The sequence below is a fragment of the Cellulosimicrobium sp. So1_17 genome (assembly GCF_055181235.1).
The window spans coordinates 193,675-209,295 of record NZ_CM143702.1; the positions used below are offsets into that span (position 1 = coordinate 193,675).

The 15,621-nt window shown below is 73.0% G+C and carries 15 protein-coding genes and 1 tRNA gene; 10 read left to right on the forward strand and 6 right to left on the reverse strand.

Annotation, left to right across the window (positions count from 1 at the left end):
* The first annotated feature begins 28 nt into the window (after positions 1–28).
* The 3 genes from rsfS (at position 29) to ACZCLJ_RS00830 (ending at position 1,306) form a co-directional block, all read left to right on the forward strand.
* A complete protein-coding gene (gene rsfS, locus ACZCLJ_RS00820) occupies positions 29–490 on the forward strand; it encodes a ribosome silencing factor (RefSeq protein ID WP_463105137.1) in 462 nt (153 codons plus the stop codon).
* Complete coding sequence (locus tag ACZCLJ_RS00825; protein ID WP_463105138.1) at positions 487–1,167, forward strand: histidine phosphatase family protein; 681 nt, start codon at positions 487–489, stop codon at positions 1,165–1,167. The genes rsfS and ACZCLJ_RS00825 overlap by 4 nt, the downstream gene beginning before the upstream one ends.
* A gap of 66 nt (positions 1,168–1,233) precedes the next feature.
* Positions 1,234–1,306: transfer RNA gene (locus tag ACZCLJ_RS00830), tRNA-Ala, on the forward strand.
* A gap of 161 nt (positions 1,307–1,467) precedes the next feature.
* Here ACZCLJ_RS00830 and ACZCLJ_RS00835 read toward each other — a convergent pair.
* Entirely contained in the window at positions 1,468–2,397 is a 930-nt protein-coding gene (locus ACZCLJ_RS00835; protein ID WP_463105139.1) for an SH3 domain-containing protein, read from the reverse strand.
* Between the two features lie 203 nt (positions 2,398–2,600).
* On the opposite strand from ACZCLJ_RS00835, the gene ACZCLJ_RS00840 reads away from it, so the two are divergent.
* Entirely contained in the window at positions 2,601–6,311 is a 3,711-nt protein-coding gene (locus tag ACZCLJ_RS00840) for a carbohydrate-binding protein (RefSeq protein ID WP_463105140.1), read from the forward strand.
* A 112-nt stretch (positions 6,312–6,423) separates the two neighbouring features.
* Here the strand turns inward: ACZCLJ_RS00840 and ACZCLJ_RS00845 are convergent, their stop codons facing one another.
* The 3 genes from ACZCLJ_RS00845 to ACZCLJ_RS00855 form a co-directional block, all read right to left on the reverse strand.
* The gene (locus ACZCLJ_RS00845) at positions 6,424–6,876 is read right to left on the reverse strand and encodes an iron chaperone (RefSeq protein WP_463105141.1); all 453 of its coding nucleotides are present in this window, start codon (positions 6,874–6,876) and stop codon (positions 6,424–6,426) included.
* A gap of 145 nt (positions 6,877–7,021) precedes the next feature.
* Positions 7,022–7,954 carry an aldo/keto reductase gene (locus ACZCLJ_RS00850; protein WP_463105142.1) on the reverse strand — a complete coding sequence of 311 codons (933 nt, stop codon included), beginning with the start codon at positions 7,952–7,954 and terminating at the stop codon, positions 7,022–7,024.
* A 23-nt stretch (positions 7,955–7,977) separates the two neighbouring features.
* Positions 7,978–8,838 (reverse strand): aldo/keto reductase, encoded by an 861-nt coding sequence (locus ACZCLJ_RS00855; RefSeq protein WP_463105143.1) that lies wholly within the window; start codon positions 8,836–8,838, stop codon positions 7,978–7,980.
* A 144-nt stretch (positions 8,839–8,982) separates the two neighbouring features.
* Between ACZCLJ_RS00855 and ACZCLJ_RS00860 the strand changes: the two genes are divergently transcribed.
* The 5 genes from ACZCLJ_RS00860 (at position 8,983) to ACZCLJ_RS00880 (ending at position 13,138) form a co-directional block, all read left to right on the forward strand.
* Positions 8,983–9,921: a LysR family transcriptional regulator gene (locus ACZCLJ_RS00860; RefSeq protein ID WP_463105144.1), complete on the forward strand. Its 939-nt coding sequence runs from the start codon at positions 8,983–8,985 to the stop codon at positions 9,919–9,921.
* Complete coding sequence (locus ACZCLJ_RS00865; protein WP_463105145.1) at positions 9,918–11,195, forward strand: MFS transporter; 1,278 nt, start codon at positions 9,918–9,920, stop codon at positions 11,193–11,195. Before ACZCLJ_RS00860 ends, ACZCLJ_RS00865 begins: the two co-directional genes overlap by 4 nt.
* A gap of 51 nt (positions 11,196–11,246) precedes the next feature.
* On the forward strand, positions 11,247–11,483 hold the full coding sequence (locus tag ACZCLJ_RS00870) for a hypothetical protein (RefSeq protein WP_463105146.1): 237 nt from the start codon (positions 11,247–11,249) through the stop codon (positions 11,481–11,483).
* Positions 11,484–11,630: 147 nt separating this feature from the next.
* Entirely contained in the window at positions 11,631–12,239 is a 609-nt protein-coding gene (locus tag ACZCLJ_RS00875; RefSeq protein ID WP_463105147.1) for a carboxymuconolactone decarboxylase family protein, read from the forward strand.
* Positions 12,236–13,138, forward strand: a complete 903-nt coding sequence (locus tag ACZCLJ_RS00880) for an RNA polymerase sigma-70 factor (RefSeq protein WP_463105148.1) — start codon at positions 12,236–12,238, stop codon at positions 13,136–13,138. The genes ACZCLJ_RS00875 and ACZCLJ_RS00880 overlap by 4 nt, the downstream gene beginning before the upstream one ends.
* Before the next feature lie 43 nt (positions 13,139–13,181).
* Here ACZCLJ_RS00880 and ACZCLJ_RS00885 read toward each other — a convergent pair whose 3' ends face one another.
* Positions 13,182–13,400, reverse strand: coding sequence for an SCO4848 family membrane protein (locus ACZCLJ_RS00885; protein WP_463105149.1), 219 nt, complete (start codon positions 13,398–13,400; stop codon positions 13,182–13,184).
* A 192-nt stretch (positions 13,401–13,592) separates the two neighbouring features.
* On the opposite strand from ACZCLJ_RS00885, the gene ACZCLJ_RS00890 reads away from it, so the two are divergent.
* On the forward strand, positions 13,593–14,477 hold the full coding sequence (locus ACZCLJ_RS00890; RefSeq protein WP_463105150.1) for a siderophore-interacting protein: 885 nt from the start codon (positions 13,593–13,595) through the stop codon (positions 14,475–14,477).
* Positions 14,478–14,511: 34 nt separating this feature from the next.
* On the opposite strand, the gene ACZCLJ_RS00895 is transcribed toward ACZCLJ_RS00890, so the two are convergent.
* Complete coding sequence (locus ACZCLJ_RS00895) at positions 14,512–15,621, reverse strand: fatty acid desaturase family protein (RefSeq protein WP_251151649.1); 1,110 nt, start codon at positions 15,619–15,621, stop codon at positions 14,512–14,514.

A 15,621-nucleotide genomic window follows, 5' to 3' on the forward strand; every position in this document is an offset into this window, starting at 1 on the left:
GCACACCCCACCGACGAACGGACAACACGTGACTGCTACCGAACGGGCCGTCGAGCTCGCCGTCACCGCGGCGCGCGCGGCGTCCGACCGCAAGGCCGAGGAGATCATCGCGCTCGACGTGAGCGAGCAGCTCGTCCTCACGGACGTGTTCCTCATCGCGTCCGGGACGAACGAGCGACAGGTGTCGGCCATCGTCGACGCCGTCGAGGAGGCCATGCACAAGGCCGGCGCGAAGCCCATCCGCCGCGAGGGGAAGCAGGAGGCCCGCTGGGTGCTCCTCGACTTCGGCGACGTCGTCGTGCACGTGCAGCACGCGGAGGACCGGGTCTACTACGCGCTCGAGCGTCTCTGGAAGGACTGCCCCGTGGTGGAGCTTCCCGAGGACGCCCGCGGGGGCGACGGGACGGTCGACGCGGCCGACGACACCACGGGCGCGAGCCGCTCCGAGGACGACGGCGCGATCCGCCTCTCGGGGGAGCCGCTCGCGTGACAGCGGGCACCGTCGTCCTCCTGCGGCACGCCCGTACGGCGTTCAACGCCGCGCTGCGGCTGCAGGGGCAGTCCGACATCCCGCTCGACGACGTCGGCCGCTGGCAGGCCGAGCAGGGCGCGAAGGCCCTCGCGACCGCGCACCGGGCCACGCGGGTCGTCACGTCGGACCTCGGACGTGCTGCCGACACCGCCCGTGCCTACGGCGCTGCCGTCGGCGTGGAGCCGACCTTCGACGCGCGCCTGCGCGAGCGCAGCTTCGGCGAGTGGGAAGGGCTCACGGGCGACGAGATCGCCGAGCGCTGGCCCGAGCAGCACGCGGCCTGGCGGGCCGGCGAGGAGCCCACGCGCGCCGGGGCGGAGGCGAAGGTCGACGTCGCGGCGCGCATGCTCGCCGCCGTGACGGAGCACGCCGACGCGCTCGACCGCGAGGACACCCTCGTGGTCGTCTCGCACGGCGCCGCGATCACGCTCGCCGTGACGGCGCTGCTCGGGCTCGACCCCGCCGGCTGGCGGGGGATCAGCGGCCTGCACAACGTGCACTGGTCGCACCTGCACCGCGCCGGGCCCGCCGCTGTGCCCGCGTGGCGCCTCGTCGCGCACAACGTCGGTGCGGGCTTCCCGCTCGACGAGTGGAACGCGGGGCCGGATTGGAACTTGGAGCCCGTTTCTGCGTAGACTAGCGACGCTCCGCAGGACGGGAAACCGGCCGGAGGAGCGTCTTACCTGGACCTTCGGGTCCTCGGGGCTGTGGCGCAGCTGGTAGCGCACCTGCATGGCATGCAGGGGGTCAGGGGTTCGAGTCCCCTCAGCTCCACCGGACGACGACGCGGGACACGGTGAACAGTGTCCCGCGTCGTTCTGCTTTTCCCGGAGCGCGCAGGGTGTCGGGCGCACTGCCCGCGTGGCACGCCGGGCTCGAGGACAACCTGGCCGAGCGGAGCGCGACGCCGCCTCCGCACGGTTCGACCTCAGGTGCTACGACGTGCTGACGTGCACGTGGTCGTAGTGGTTCGCGGTCACGCCGCCGCGGTCCTCCATCGCCCTCCAGGCGCCCGCAGGGTCGCCCGCCATCCACATCTGCTGCTGGTAGATGACGTAGGTGACCCCGAGGGAGCCGGCGTTGGCCTGCACGTAGCGGGCGATGTCCCAGCCGAGGTCGCCGCTGATCATGATGTCGACCGCGCGCCCGGTGCCGTGGTCGCCGCTGTCACCCGGGCGCGGCCCGCCGTACGCGGTGACCTGCGGGAAGGCTGCGCACACCGACCGGTAGACCGCGGTCGCGTTGCTCTGCAGACCCGACTCGATCCCGGGGCTGACGGAGCAGGCGGCGCCGGAGGTCCCCGCAGCGCTCGCCGGCGCCGCAGCTGTCGGCTCGGTCTCGGAGAGGAAGCTGGAGCTGACCCACGCGACGGCGCCCTCCCAGACCACCTGGTTCCACCCGTCCTGGGCGGTGCCGGTGACGTCGACCACGGTCGCGAGCGGAACCGTCGTGACGCGCTCGGCATCGGCCGAAGGCCCGGTCCTGACGTTGACGGAGTCCGTGGTCCAGAGCTGACCGGTGACGGCGGGCAGCGGCGCGGGCGTGGGCGTGGGCTCCGGTGCGGGCTGGGCCGTCGGAGCGGGGACGACCTCGGGCGTGGGGGCGGGCGTCGGCGTCGGGGCGGGCGTCGGCGCCGCCTGGCGGGCCGACTCCCGGGCGGCGCGTTCGCCGGAGCGGCTGGCGGCCGGCTGGTCGCGTCCTTCGGCGACCCCGGCGACGGGTGCGACCGCGGTGTCGTCGGCGTCCGCCGGCTGAGGTCCGGAGCCGAGAACTCCCGTTCCGAGGAGCGTGACCAGGGCGAGCGCCGGGAGCCGGAAGGAGCGCTTCGGGGCAGCGGGCGCTGCGTGGTGGCGGCCTCGTGACACGGTGCGCTCCGGGGGGTCGGTGGAGGGGACCGCGCCAGTGTAACCAAAACGTTATGGAAGCCGTCCAATCGCCGGCGGCTCGCTCGTCGTGGTCGATGACCCGCGCCCACCCCTTGACGAGGCCTGCGGAATGCGGTTACCGTGCGGGAAACCGGTTTCTCGCGTGTTCATCGCAGCGCACGCGCATCTCGACGAGGAGATCCATGACACCGTTCGGGCGGACCATCCGCACGTCGCTGGCGGCAGCGGTCGCAGCGGCACTCACCGCCACGTCCGCGCTGACGGCCGTCGCCGTCGGCCCGGGCACGGCGCTCGACGCGAGCGACCTCGCGCCGGGCGACTACGCCACCGTGGTCGACACCGGGACCGACTTCACGATCTACGCGACCGACGCCAAGAAGGTCACCGTCGACGCCACCGACCGTGTCTCCGACCGCGGGGACGTCTACTCCCAGCGCATCAAGCTCAACGGGTCCGGCGGTGCCGACGCCCGCTCCCTGCACTTCACCGTCGGCGCCGAGGACGCACCGACCCAGGTCGTGGTCAACGCCCGCAGCAGCGGCAGCAGCGACCGCGCGCTCGCCCTCTACGGCGCGACCGGGGAGGTCGCCCGCGTGCCCGCGCTCGCCGACGACGAGACGGTGCCCGTCGCGACCGCGACGATCGACATCGCCGTGCCCGGCGACTACTACCTCGCGTCCCCGAGCTCCGGGGTGAACGTCTTCTCGGCGCAGCTCGGTCCCGTGGACCTCGGTGATCGTGCGCCATGGGCCGAGGTGGCGGCCCCGACCGTCGACTCCGTCACCGTCGACCCGGCGGACCCGCGCACGCTGCTCGTGGGCTACACCGGCCTGCTCGGCACCGACGGCGGCGACGTCGCCCATGCCGCCCTCCACGACGCGACGGGCGCCGTCGTCGACCGGGCCATGACCGTCACCGACGGGGCCGCCGGCAGCATCGCGCTGACACCGCCCGCGTCCGGTGACTACGAGGTCGAGGTCTCGATCACGCGCTACGGCGAGGACGCGCCGCTGACCTCGGCGCGGGTCCCGCACGCCGGATTTTTCCTCCCGCTCGTCGGTCCGGAGATCGTCTCCGCACTGACCACCGCGGTCTCCGGCGGCCGGGGCACCGTGTCCACCGAGTGGTCCCCGAGCCCCGAGGCCGAGAGCTACTCCGTCCAGGTCAGCGACGACGGCGCCACGTGGGTCACCGCGGTCGACCGGGTCGTCGGCACCACGGCGGACGTGACCGGGCTCGCCACCGGTGCGACCTACCAGCTCCGCGCCGTCGCGCACCGCGGCGCCGAGTCCGCCGTGGGCGCGCCGTTCGAGGTCGCCGTCGCCACTGCCGTCGAGCGCTGGAAGATCGCCGACATCGGCTCCAACGCCGGTTCGGGCGGCCAGGTGGTCGAGAACGCGGACGGCACCATCACCTTCGACGCGCGGGCCAGCTCGACCAAGCTCGCCTCGTCCGAGGACGGGTTCCAGTACTACTACACCGAGGTCGACCCGGCGACGGAGAACTTCACGCTCAGCGCCACCTTCCACGTGGACGACGCCGCCACGAAGGACAACCAGTCCGGTTTCGGCGTGCTCGCGGTCGACACCCTCGTGCCCGGGGAGTCGGCGGCCCGCTACTTCAACTCCGCCGGTGCGCTGATCACGCGCTACGGGGAGGGGACCGCGACGGTGCGGGACGGCACGCCCGGAGCCAGGTTCGTGCACGGCTACACCGGCGCGCCGGACGACAGCTCCGCGGGGACGCGGGACACCTCCGACGCCGTGGTCTTCGACGAGGGCTGGCGGGCGGACGCGACCGGTCCGAAGTTCGCCACGGGAGACGTCTTCGAGCTCTCGCTGCGCAGGTCGAACACCGGGTTCCACGCGACCTGGCACCGCGACGGAGAGGTCCTGGAGGTCATCCAGTACGACCCCGAGATGCTGCTGCAGCAGGACCCGGAGCGCTTCTACGTCGGGATGGCGGTCGCCCGCAAGATCCAGGTGACGGTCACCGACTGGGAGCTCACCACGATCCACCCCGACGACGACGAGCCCGCCCAGGAGCCGCCGACGGAGTACGTGCCGGCCACGCTCGGCGTCGACGTCACCTCGACGACGCCGGAGCGGAGCCTCGACGTCCCGCTCGTGGCGAACATGTACGGCACCGGCCAGGTCCTCGACGCGGCGGGCGACGTCGTCGTCGACGACATCGCCCTCGCACCGGGCGAGCGGGCGCTGGCCACCGTCTCCCTCGAGGACGGGGTGAACGAGCTCACCGCCCGGTTGCTGCCCGACGCCGAGCAGCCCCACCTCGGGGAGCGCGAGGAGATCGAGTCCACCGACCCGGTCGACGTGCCCCTGACCGTCACGGTCGAGCGGTTCGGCGAGCCGGGGCAGTCGATCTGGGTCGCACCGGACGGCTCGGCCGACGGCGCCGGCACCCGGGCCGACCCGCTCGACCTCCACACCGCGGTCGGGTTCGCGCAGGCCGGCCAGCAGATCGTCCTGACCGACGGCGTCTACATCCCGACGCGCAAGGTCGTCGCCGAGCGCGGCCGTGACGGCACTCCTGACTCGCCGATCACGCTCCTGTCCGAGCCCGGCACCAGGGCGACGCTGGACCTGTCGCAGTCGCCCGACGGCGGCCTCGTCCTGCGCGGCGACTGGTGGCACGTCTACGACCTCGAGATCACCGGCTCGCGCGACAAGGCGAAGCCGATGCTGATCGAGGGCCACCACAACGTCGTCGAGCGCGTGGAGTCGCACCACAACGCCGACACGGGCATCCAGATCTCGGGCCGCAGCGCCGAGCCGCCGTCGATGTGGCCGTCGCACAACCTCGTGGTCTCGTCCGTGGCCCACAACAACGCCGACGCCGGGGGCAACGACGCGGACGGCTTCGCCGCGAAGCTCACCGTCGGCGAGGGCAACGTGTTCCGGCACAGCATCGCCCACCACAACATCGACGACGGCTGGGACCTGTACGCGAAGTCGACCACCGGACCCATCGGGACCGTCGTCGTGGAGGACTCCGTCGCGTACGACAACGGCTGGCTCGAGGCGGACCCCTCGCGGACCGGTGAGGGCAACGGGTTCAAGCTCGGCGGCGAGTCGATCCCGGGCGACCACCTGCTGCGCAACTCGATCAGCTACGGCAACCTCGCCACCGGCGTGACGTCGAACTCCGGCCCGGACGTCCGGCTCGACGACGTCACCTCGGTCGCCAACGGCCGCGGCGTCCGGCTGGAGACCAACGCGCCGTCGACCGCCTACGAGGCTCGCGGCGTCGTCTCGTGGCAGAACCCGGCCGTAGACGTGCTGGCCCTCGAGCAGGCCGACACGTCGCTGCTCACCGACCCGTCGAACCACTGGAACCTGGGTGGGGAGTCGGCGGCCGCCGAGTCGTGGTTCGTCTCGCTCGACGTCGACGGCGTACGGCCCGAGATCGCCCCCGACGGCTCGGTCGACATGTCCGGGCTGCTGGAGCTGACGGACGCCGCGCCGGCGGACGCGGGTGCGCGGTTCGCGCCCGTCGAGGAGCCGACCGTCATCGACGTGCTGCCCGAGGTCTCCGTCCCCGAGCCGGGGCCGAACCCCTGGTACGCGAGCACCGTGTACCAGCGCGGCGACCTGGTGCAGCACGACGGCGTCGTCTACGAGGCGCGGTGGTGGACGCGCGACCAGGAGCCGGGCTCGACGTCCTGGTTCGGCGCGTGGGCGGAGGTGGGCCCGGCCGCCGGGGCACCCGCCGTGGCCGAGTGTGCCGAACCGTGGGACGCGTCCACGGTGTACCTCGGTGGCGACGTCGTGGCGCACGACGGGGTCAACCACAGGGCGCAGTGGTGGACCCGCGGGCAGGAGCCCGGAGCGAGCGTCTGGGGATCGTGGTCGGCCGTCGGACCGTGCGTCTGAGCGCGGCCCCGAGCTTTCCCCGGCGACGCTGAGGGAGACGGCGGTCGCAGAGGCCGGAGGTCGGGCCGGGACAGCATGCACGCGCTGCCTCGGCCCGACCTGCTCGCGCTCCTCAGCCCGCCGCGGTCCGCACGAGCCGGGAGATCTCCTGCTCGTTCGCGGCGTTCATCTCCGTGAGCGCGAACGACGTCGGCCACATCGTGCCGTCGTCGAGCCGTGCGTCGTCGTTGAAGCCGAGCGTCGCGTAGCGGGAGCCGAACTTCTCCGCGGGCTGGAAGAAGCACACGATCGGGCCGGGCTTGCTGCCCTTGCCCGGCAGGGCGTACGCCGGCTGGCCGTACCAGGTGCGCGGCACCAGGTGGGGCGCCTCGGCCCGCACGATCGCGTGGACGGCCTCGGCGAGGGCCCGGTCCGCGGCGGACATCTCGGCGAGCTTCTCGCGGACCGCCGCCTCGCCGTCGGTCGTCGCCCTGAGCTCCTTGGCGCGCTCCTTCATCGCCGCTCGCTCCTCGGCGGTGAACCCGTCGGCGCTCGTCGTTGTCGCAGCCTTCTGCGTGCCCGTCATCGGACGCTCCTTCTCGGTCGGTCGGTCGGTCGGTCGGGTCGATGCCTCGATGCTAGGAACGCGTGCGCCCGCACCGCTTCTCGAATCCTGACCGATCGCCCTCGGCCCCCGTTCCTCGCCTCCGTCCGGTCACACCGCGCGCCCGTCAGGGCACGTGGTGTCCCGCGGCGCGGAAGAGCTCGGACCACTCGGCGCGCGTCAGCGGGACGTCCGAGCCCTGCGCCGCGCCGGCGACGCGGTCGGGGCTCGTCGTGCCGAGCACGACCTGCATCTGTGCGGGGTGCCGGGTGATCCACGCCGTGGCGATGGCGATCGGCGGCACGTCGTACTGCGCGGCGAGCCGGTCGATCACCGTGTTGAGCTCGGGGTGCTCGGGCGACCCGAGGAAGACGCCGTGGCCCGCGCCGCCCTGCAGCGGTGACCACGCCTGGACGGTGATGTCGTGCAGGCGGCAGTAGTCGAGCGTCCCGAGGTCGCGGCTGACCGACTGGTCGAGCGCCGCCATGTTGGACGCGACGCCCTGCGCGACGAGCGGCGCGTGCGGGATCGAGAGCTGCATCTGGTTGGCGACGATCGGCTGCTCGACGTACCGGCGCAGGAGCTCGATCTGGCCGGGCGTGTGGTTGGAGACGCCGAACGCGCGGACCTTGCCGGCGGCGTGGAGGTCGGAGAACGCGCGCGCGACCTCCTCGGGCTCCACGAGGGGGTCCGGGCGGTGCAGCAGGAGGATGTCGAGGTAGTCCGTGCCCAGCGCGTCGAGCGACCCGTGCACCGACCCGACGAGGTGGTCGTACGAGAAGTCGAAGTACGGTCCGTCGGGCACGATCCCGGCCTTGGACTGGATGACCCACTCCGCGCGCTCGGCGGGGGACAGGCGCGTCGCCTCCGCGAAGCGGCGCTCGCAGCCGTGCAGGTCGTCGCCGTAGATGTCGGCGTGGTCGAGGAACGTGATCCCTGCGTCTCGCGCAGCGTGCACGAGCGCGCGGACCTCGTCGTCCGACTTGTCCTGGATGCGCATGAGCCCGAGCACGACGTTCGGGACCACGAGGTCCGTCCCGGGGAGGGTGAAGGTCTTCACGGTGGTGCTCCGTCCGTCGCCGGTCAGGCCGCCGAGAGCCGGGCGACCTCGTCGTCGGTCAGGACGAGGTCGACGGCTCTGGCGGAGTCGCGGATGCTCTCGGGGCGCGAGGCCCCCGGGATGGGGATCACGACGGGTGCGAGCGCGAGCTCCCATGCGAGCGTGACCTGGTAGACGCTCACGTCGTGGGCGTCGGCGACCTCCTGGAACGCGGCGTGCGTGCTGCCGAGCTCGCCGGCGTTCGCGATCCCGCCCAGCGGGCTCCAGGGCAGGAATGCGACCCCGAGCGCCGCGCAGTGCTCGAGCTCGCCCTGGCTGGACCGGAACCGCGGCGAGAACTGGTTCTGCACGGACACCAGCCGGCCGCCGAGCACCTCGTTCGCGAGGTCGATCTGCGCGACGTCGGCGTTCGAGATGCCGGCCATCTCGATGACGCCCTCGTCGAGGAGCTCCGCGAGCGCGCCGACCGAGTCCGCGTAGGGCACGGCCGGGTCCGGGCGGTGGAACTGGTAGAGCCCGATCGCGTCCACGCCGAGGCGGCGGGCCGACTCCTTCGCCGCGTGCTTGAGGTAGGTGGGATCGCCGTTCTTCGTCCATGTGCCGTCGCCGGGGCGCAGGTGGCCGCCCTTCGTCGCGACGAGCACGGCCGACGTGTCGCCGCCGTACGACCGGAGGGCGCGAGCGATCAGCTCCTCGTTGTGGCCGACCTCGTCGGCGTGCAGGTGGTAGGCGTCGGCGGTGTCGATCAGCGTGACGCCCGCGTCGAGGGCGGCATGGATCGTCGCGACGGACCGGTCCTCGTCGGGACGGCCCTCGATCGACATCGGCATGCCGCCGAGGCCGACCGCGGAGACGGTCCAGGATCCGAGAGTGCGCTGCTGCATGGAGAACTTCCTCGGGGTCGGGGGGTAGGAAGGGTGATCGCCCGTGCGGGAGGGTGCTCCCGGGACGTGTTGGTCGAGCCTAGGAACCGATAACCTAGAAGTCCAACAACTGTCGATCGTCAATTCCAGAAGAATGAGTGGTCAATGGATCTACGGCAGATGGAGTACCTCGTGGCGCTCGCGGACGAGCGCCAGTTCACCCGGGCCGCGGCGCTCACCGGCGTGTCCCAGTCGGGCCTGTCCGCCGCGATCCGCAGCCTCGAGGACGAGCTCGGGTCCAGCCTGTTCACGCGCACGACCCGCCGCGTCGAGCCGACCGAGGCCGGTCTCGCCCTGCTGCCGCACGCCCGCTCCATGCTCGCGCAGGCGGCCGCCGCTCGCGACGCGGTCGTCCGGTCGACGCACGCGCTCTCGGGGTCGCTGCACGTCGGGTCGGAGCAGTGCCTCGGGATCGTCGACGTGGCCGCGCTGCTCGAGCGCTTCCACCGGCGATTCCCTCTCGTCGAGATCCACTTCGTCCAGGCCGGTTCGCACGAGCTGGTCGCACGCGTGCGCGAGGGTGATCTCGACGTCGCGTTCGTCGCCACGACCGAGCACCTCGGGTCTCTCTCCCAGACGGAGCTCGGCCGAGAGCCCGTCGTGCTCGTGTGCCCGCCCGAGCACCCCCTCGCGAGCCTGGGCCGGGTCGACTGGGCCGACCTCGTGGGCGAGGACTTCGTCGACCTGGACCCGTCGTGGGCGGCGCGTCCGGTGAACGACGCGGTCTGCGCGGAGCACGGTGCGCACCGCCGGGTCCGGTTCACGGTGAACGACGTGCACACGCTGCTCGACCTCGTCGAGCGGGGGCTCGGTGTCGCCATGGTCCCGCGGCACGTCGCCGCGAAGCCGCAGGCGGCGCGTCTCACGACGGTCCCGCTCCCCGAGACGGGCACGCCCGGCTGGGTCGTGTCGGTCGTGACCGGGCACCGGGGGACGGGAGCGTCGGCCGCGCCGCAGCTCCTGGAGCTGCTCGCGGACACGCCCGCCTGCCGGGGTGCGGAGGCCGATGCACGGATCGCAGAGCCGACGGGCGACCCCGCGTGACCCGTCCCGTCGCGAGCCCCGCGAGCACCGGCGGGCCGTTGTTCCCCTTCCGCAGCGTCGTGCTCGGTGCGTTCGTCCCGACCCTCGTCCTGGAGATCGGCGTCGGCGCCATGCTGCCGGTCGTCGCCGTCACGGCGACCGGGCGCGGCGCGAGCCTCACGGTCGCCGGGCTCGTGACGGCGCTCCTGCCGCTCGGCAAGATCCTCTTCGACCTGCCCGCGGGGTCGCTCGCGACGCGGCTCGGCGACCGTGCGGCGATGCTGCTCGCGGGTGCCGTCGCCGTCGTCGCGTTCTCGACGGTCGCGCTGACGAGCGCGCTGTGGGGCCTCGCGGCGGGAGTTCTCGCCCTGGGGGCGTCGTCGGCCGTGTTCAACCTCGCGCGGCAGTCGTACCTCACGGAGATCACTCCGCCGCTGCGACGGGCGCGGGTCCTGTCCACGCTCGCCGGCGTGCACCGCATCGGGCTGTTCATCGGCCCGTTCGCGGGCGCCGCGGTCATCGCCGCGACGTCCGTGCGCGGCGCCTTCTGGCTCGGCGCGGTCTCGGCGCTCGTGGCGGTGGTCGTCGTCGCCGTCGTGCCTCCGGAGCGCGACGGCGACGACGCGCAGGGCCGGAGAGGGCGCGCCGTGCGCCCGCGCGTGAGCATCGCGCAGGTCGCGCGCGACCACCGGCGCCTGTTCGCCACGCTCGGGGTCGCGATCCTCCTCGTCGCCGCGGTGCGCGGCGCCCGGCAGACCGTGATCCCGCTCTGGGGCGAGCACCTCGGCCTCGACGCCGAGGTGACGTCGGTGATCTTCGGGATCTCCGGCGCCCTCGACATGCTGCTGTTCTACCCCGCGGGCAAGGTGATGGACCGGTTCGGCAGGCTGTGGGTCGCGGTCCCGTCCATGCTCACGATGGCCATCGCCCTCGCGCTCGTCCCGGTCACGCACACTGCCGTGGCGCTCGCGGTCGTCGCGGCGCTCCTCGGCATCGGGAACGGCATGGGCTCGGGGATCGTCATGACGCTCGGGGCCGACGTCGCCCCGGCCGACGTGCGCCCGACCTTCCTCAGCGTGTGGCGGCTGTTCCAGGACACGGGCGACGCGCTCGGGCCGCTCGTGCTGGCCGCGGGCGCGGCGCTCGGGTCGCTCGCCGCGGGGATCTGGGCCGCCGCGGCTCTCGGCGGCGCCTCGACAGCGGCGCTGGTGCGCTGGGTGCCGCGGTACTCCGCGCTCGCCGACCTCACGGGCCGCGGCGAGCGGCGCCGCAGCGGCGACCGGGCGAGGGCGTGACCGCGGAAATGGACGTGCGCTCGCGGCGTTCGCGGGCCTAGCGTCTCCCGCATGCCCGACGACGCGTTCCCCGACCCGTTCGACCACCAGGTCACCCAGGACGGTCGCGTGCGGGTCGCCCGCGGTGGCCGCGTCGTCGTCACGGTCGCGGGCGCCTCGGCGGACAGGTTGGTCGCCGCGCTCGGTCGCGCCGAGGCCCGGGGGGACGAGCGCGAGGTGCAGCTCCTCCTCGCGCGCGCGACGGGGAACTACCGGCGCGGCAACGAGAAGCGGTCGCACCGTCCGTGACCTCGATCCTGACCGCCGTGCGTGCCGGCGGAGAGCTGGTGTGACGCACGCCACGACGGCGAGCGGCCGGATCGTGTCACGACGGCGGGTGCCGGCGTGTCCTCATGGCACCGGCGCGACCACGTGCCGGACCGGAAGGAGCACCCCATGGCCCGCATCTCGCTGGACCCGCCCCGCACGCTGCTCAACCGCACGCTCGCCGCGCTGTCGCGTCGTCGGTACGGCGCGGTGCTCGACCCGTTGGCGGCCGTCGGGCACAACGCCCGTGTCGCCACGACCTACTGCGTGCTCGAGGCCGGCGTGGCGCGGTGGCGCGCGCTCGAACCCGCGCACGCCGCACTCGCCGTCATGGCGGCGGCGGTGGACATCGGCTGCTCGTGGTGCGTCGACTTCGGGTACTGGGAGTCCGAGCACGGCGACGTCGACCCTCGGCTGCTCCACGACGTCCCGGCGTGGCGCGACAGCGACGTCTACACCGCGACGCAGCGCCGGGTCCTGGAGTACGCCCAGGCGATGACGGCGACGCCGCCGACGGTCTCCGACGAGCTCGCGGCGGACCTGCGGGCCGACCTCGGCGACGCGGCGTTCGTCGAGCTCACGGCACTTGTCGCGGTGGAGAACCTGCGCAGCCGCGTCAACGCGGCGCTCGGTCTGACGAGCCAGGGGTTCGGCGACCGGTGCGCGGTGCCGCCCGCGGGGGCCCTGGGCGCCGCCGGTGGTCACGCGGCCGGTGGCTCCGGCAGGCTGGGGGAGTGAGCGACGACGGCGGGTGGCCCGGGCAGGACGGGAGCGACGCGCTCGTCGCGCCGTTCGCCCGCCACCGCCGGCTGCTCTTCACGGTCGCGTACGAGATGCTCGGCGCCGCTGCGGACGCCGAGGACGTGGTCCAGGAGACGTGGCTGCGCTGGTCCGCGGACGACCGCGACGACGTGGTGGACGCGCGCGCCTACCTCGTGCGCATCACCACGCGTCTCGCGCTCAACCGGCTGCGGACGCTGCGGACGCAGCGCGAGACGTACATCGGGCCGTGGCTCCCCGACCCGCTGCTCACGACGCCCGACGCCGCGTTCCAGGTCGAGCGTGCCGACGACGTCTCGATAGCGATGCTCGTCGTGCTGGAGACGCTGAGCCCGCTCGAGCGCGCGGTCTTCGTGCTGCGCGAGGTGTTCGCGCTGGACCACGACGAGGTCGCGCGCGTGCTCGACCGGACGCCCGAGGCCGTGCGTCAGACGGCTCACCGCGCGCGCGAGCACGTGCGTTCGCGACGTCCCCGCTTCACGGCCTCGGGCGACCAGCAGCACGAGGTCGTGCGGCGGTTCATGGAGTCCTGCACGACCGGCGACCTGGACGCCGTGGTCGCGGCGCTCGCGCCGGACGTCGCCGTCGTGATGGACGGCGGCGGCCGGGTTCGTGCGGCGCTGCGTCCCGTCAGCGGCGTCGAGAAGGTCGCGCGCCTGCTCCTCGGGCTCGCGGCGAAGCCGGAGGTGCGTGAGCTGGCGTCGGAGCCGGCGGAGATCAACGGCGCGGTCGGGATCGTGTGGACGTCCGGCGGCGTGCCCGTGATGGCCGGGACGGTCGAGCTCGACGACGACCGCGTGGCGCGCGTGCTCGTGTTCCGCAACCCGGAGCGGCTCGCCGGGCTCCGCCGTCGCTGACCGCGGGCGACGCGGCACGGACGGTCGGGCGACGGCTCGACGCTCAGACGAGCGTGACGACCCCGAGGACGCCGACGGCCACGCCGAGCGCGAGCGACACGCCGATGAGCACGGCATGCACGGTGAGGAACCGCGTCGCGCCGCCGTCGGCGTCACGGGACCTCGGGTCCTTCGCGATGCGCTGCCAGAAGCGCGGCCAGATGACGAGGGTCCACACGCCCGTCAGGACGAGGACCAGGGACCAGACGAGGGGAAGCTCCACGGTCCGAGCATGCCAGGCCGGACCGGCCGGTCGGCACCGCGGGCAGCGATCGACGGCGCACCGGCCGTGTGGCGTCGAGCACATCGACGCGACGCCGAGGTGAGGTTAGGCTCTCCTGCGATCGCCCCGGGCGGTGATCGGTCGTCCGGCAGCGTGCCGGGTACCGACCCGTGGAGGAACGAGGAGCCGACGGTGGCGAACTTCAAGATCGTCAAGCCTGCCGACGCGCACGTCCTGACGCTCGAGGTCGTCGGGTCGAAGCGCGTCAGCCCGCACGTCGTCCGGGTGACGCTCGGCGGCGAGGGCATGGACCACTTCACCCCGATGGGGTACGACCAGTGGTTCCGCCTCTTCCTCGCGCGGCCCGACCAGGACGCGCTGAGCCTGCCGACACGCTCGTCGGGCCTGTGGTACGTCCAGTACCTCGCCACGCCCAGGGCGCGGCGGCCGTTCGTGCGCAACTACACGGTGCGTGCGGTGCGGCCCGACCTGCGCGAGATGGACGTCGACTTCGTCGTCCACGGCGACGAGGGGCCGGCGTCACGCTTCGCACTGACCGCGGAGCCGGGGGAGCGCGTGGGGCTGCTCGACCAGGGCGTCGGGTACAACCCGCGCGTCGCGCACGACTGGACGCTCGTCGTCGCCGACGAGACCGGGCTGCCCGCCGTCGCCGGCATCTGCGAGTCCCTGCCCGACGACGCGCGCGGCCTCGCGATCGTCGAAGTGCCCGACCTGGCCGACGTCCAGGACTTCCGCGTCCCTGCCGGGGTCGAGCTGCGCTGGATCGCGCGGGCGGACGGTGCTCCGACCGCGGAGGTGCCTGCAGACGTGCCCTCCGCGGACGTGCCCGCCGCAGACGTGCCGGGTGCCGACGACGGCCACGCCCTGCCCGGTCGGCTCGCGCTCGACGCGGTGCTCGCGGCCGAGCTGCCGTCAGCCCCCGTGTACGCGTACGCCGTCGGCGAGTCGTCGTTGGTGACCGGTGTCCGCCGACACCTCGTCAACGACCGCGGCGTACCCAAGACGCACGTCGACTTCGTCGGCTACTGGCGTCACGGGCACGCTGCGTCGTCCTGACGACGGCTCAGATCTTGCGCAGCTGCTTGGCGGCTCAGACCTTGCGCAGCTGCTTGAACATGGGGCAGTCGAACGGGTCGCGCGCCGACAGCCCGACCTCGTTGAGGTACCGGACCACGATCGCGTAGGACTGGGCGAGGCTCGTCTCCGTGTAGGGCAGCCCGAGGTTGCTGCAGTGCTCTCGCACGATGTCGCGCGCCCGCGCGAGGTGGGGCCGCGGCATGCTCGGGAACAGGTGGTGCTCGATCTGGAAGTTGAGACCGCCCATGAGGATGTTCATGAACCAGCCCCCGCGGATGTTCCGCGACGTGAGCACCTGCTTCGAGAGGAAGTCGATCTTGCTGTCCTCGGGGATGATCGCCATGCCCTTGTGGTTCGGCGCGAACGACGCCCCCATGTACACGCCGAACACGGCGAGCTGGACCCCGAGGAACGCGAACGCCATGCCCAGCGGGAGCGCCCAGAAGATCACGGCGACGTAGGTCGCGAGCCGCACGACGATGATCGCGAGCTCCGTCATCCGCGTGCGCAGGTCGGCACGCACGGCGTTGCCGGTGATGAGGCTGCGGAACGCGGTGACGTGGAGGTTGAGGCCCTCGAGGGTGAGGAGCGGGAAGAACAACCAGCCCTGGTAGCGGTTGATGAACGCCTTGATGCCGGTGGCCCGCCCGGCGTCCTCGCCGAGGAAGACGATGACGTCCGGGTCGATGTCGGGGTCCTTGCCACGTCGGTTCGGGTTCGCGTGGTGGCGCGTGTGCTTGTTCATCCACCAGGAGTAGCTGATGCCCACGACGGCGTTGGCGAGGATCTTCCCGACCCGGTCGTTGACGGGACCCGAGGCGAAGACCTGGCGGTGCGAGGCCTCGTGCGCCACGAACGCGAACTGCGTGAAGATCAGGCCGAGTGCTGCGGCCATGAGGAGCTGGAACCACGAGTCGCCCAGGAGGACGATGCCGGTGACGACGCCGCCCAGCGCGAGCGTCAGGAAGCCGAGCGTCCACAGGTAGTAGCCCTGCGCCCGCTCGAGGAGACCTGCGTCGCGCACGGTTCGCGAGAGGGCGGTGTAGGTGCTGGTGACGGCTGCGCCGTCGTCGGTCTTGGGTCGGGTGGCCCGGAAGCCCGGACGGACGGCGGCAGAAGTCAT

Coding starts and splice junctions, on each gene's coding strand:
- ACZCLJ_RS00860 (WP_463105144.1), top strand. CDS start 8,983: ATGGATCTACGGCAGATGGAGTACCTCGTGGCGCTCGCGGACGAGCGC.
- ACZCLJ_RS00870 (WP_463105146.1), top strand. CDS start 11,247: ATGCCCGACGACGCGTTCCCCGACCCGTTCGACCACCAGGTCACCCAG.
- ACZCLJ_RS00845 (WP_463105141.1), bottom strand. CDS start 6,876: ATGACGGGCACGCAGAAGGCTGCGACAACGACGAGCGCCGACGGGTTC.
- ACZCLJ_RS00840 (WP_463105140.1), top strand. CDS start 2,601: ATGACACCGTTCGGGCGGACCATCCGCACGTCGCTGGCGGCAGCGGTC.
- ACZCLJ_RS00855 (WP_463105143.1), bottom strand. CDS start 8,838: ATGCAGCAGCGCACTCTCGGATCCTGGACCGTCTCCGCGGTCGGCCTC.
- ACZCLJ_RS00875 (WP_463105147.1), top strand. CDS start 11,631: ATGGCCCGCATCTCGCTGGACCCGCCCCGCACGCTGCTCAACCGCACG.
- ACZCLJ_RS00895 (WP_251151649.1), bottom strand. CDS start 15,621: ATGACTTCTGCCGCCGTCCGTCCGGGCTTCCGGGCCACCCGACCCAAG.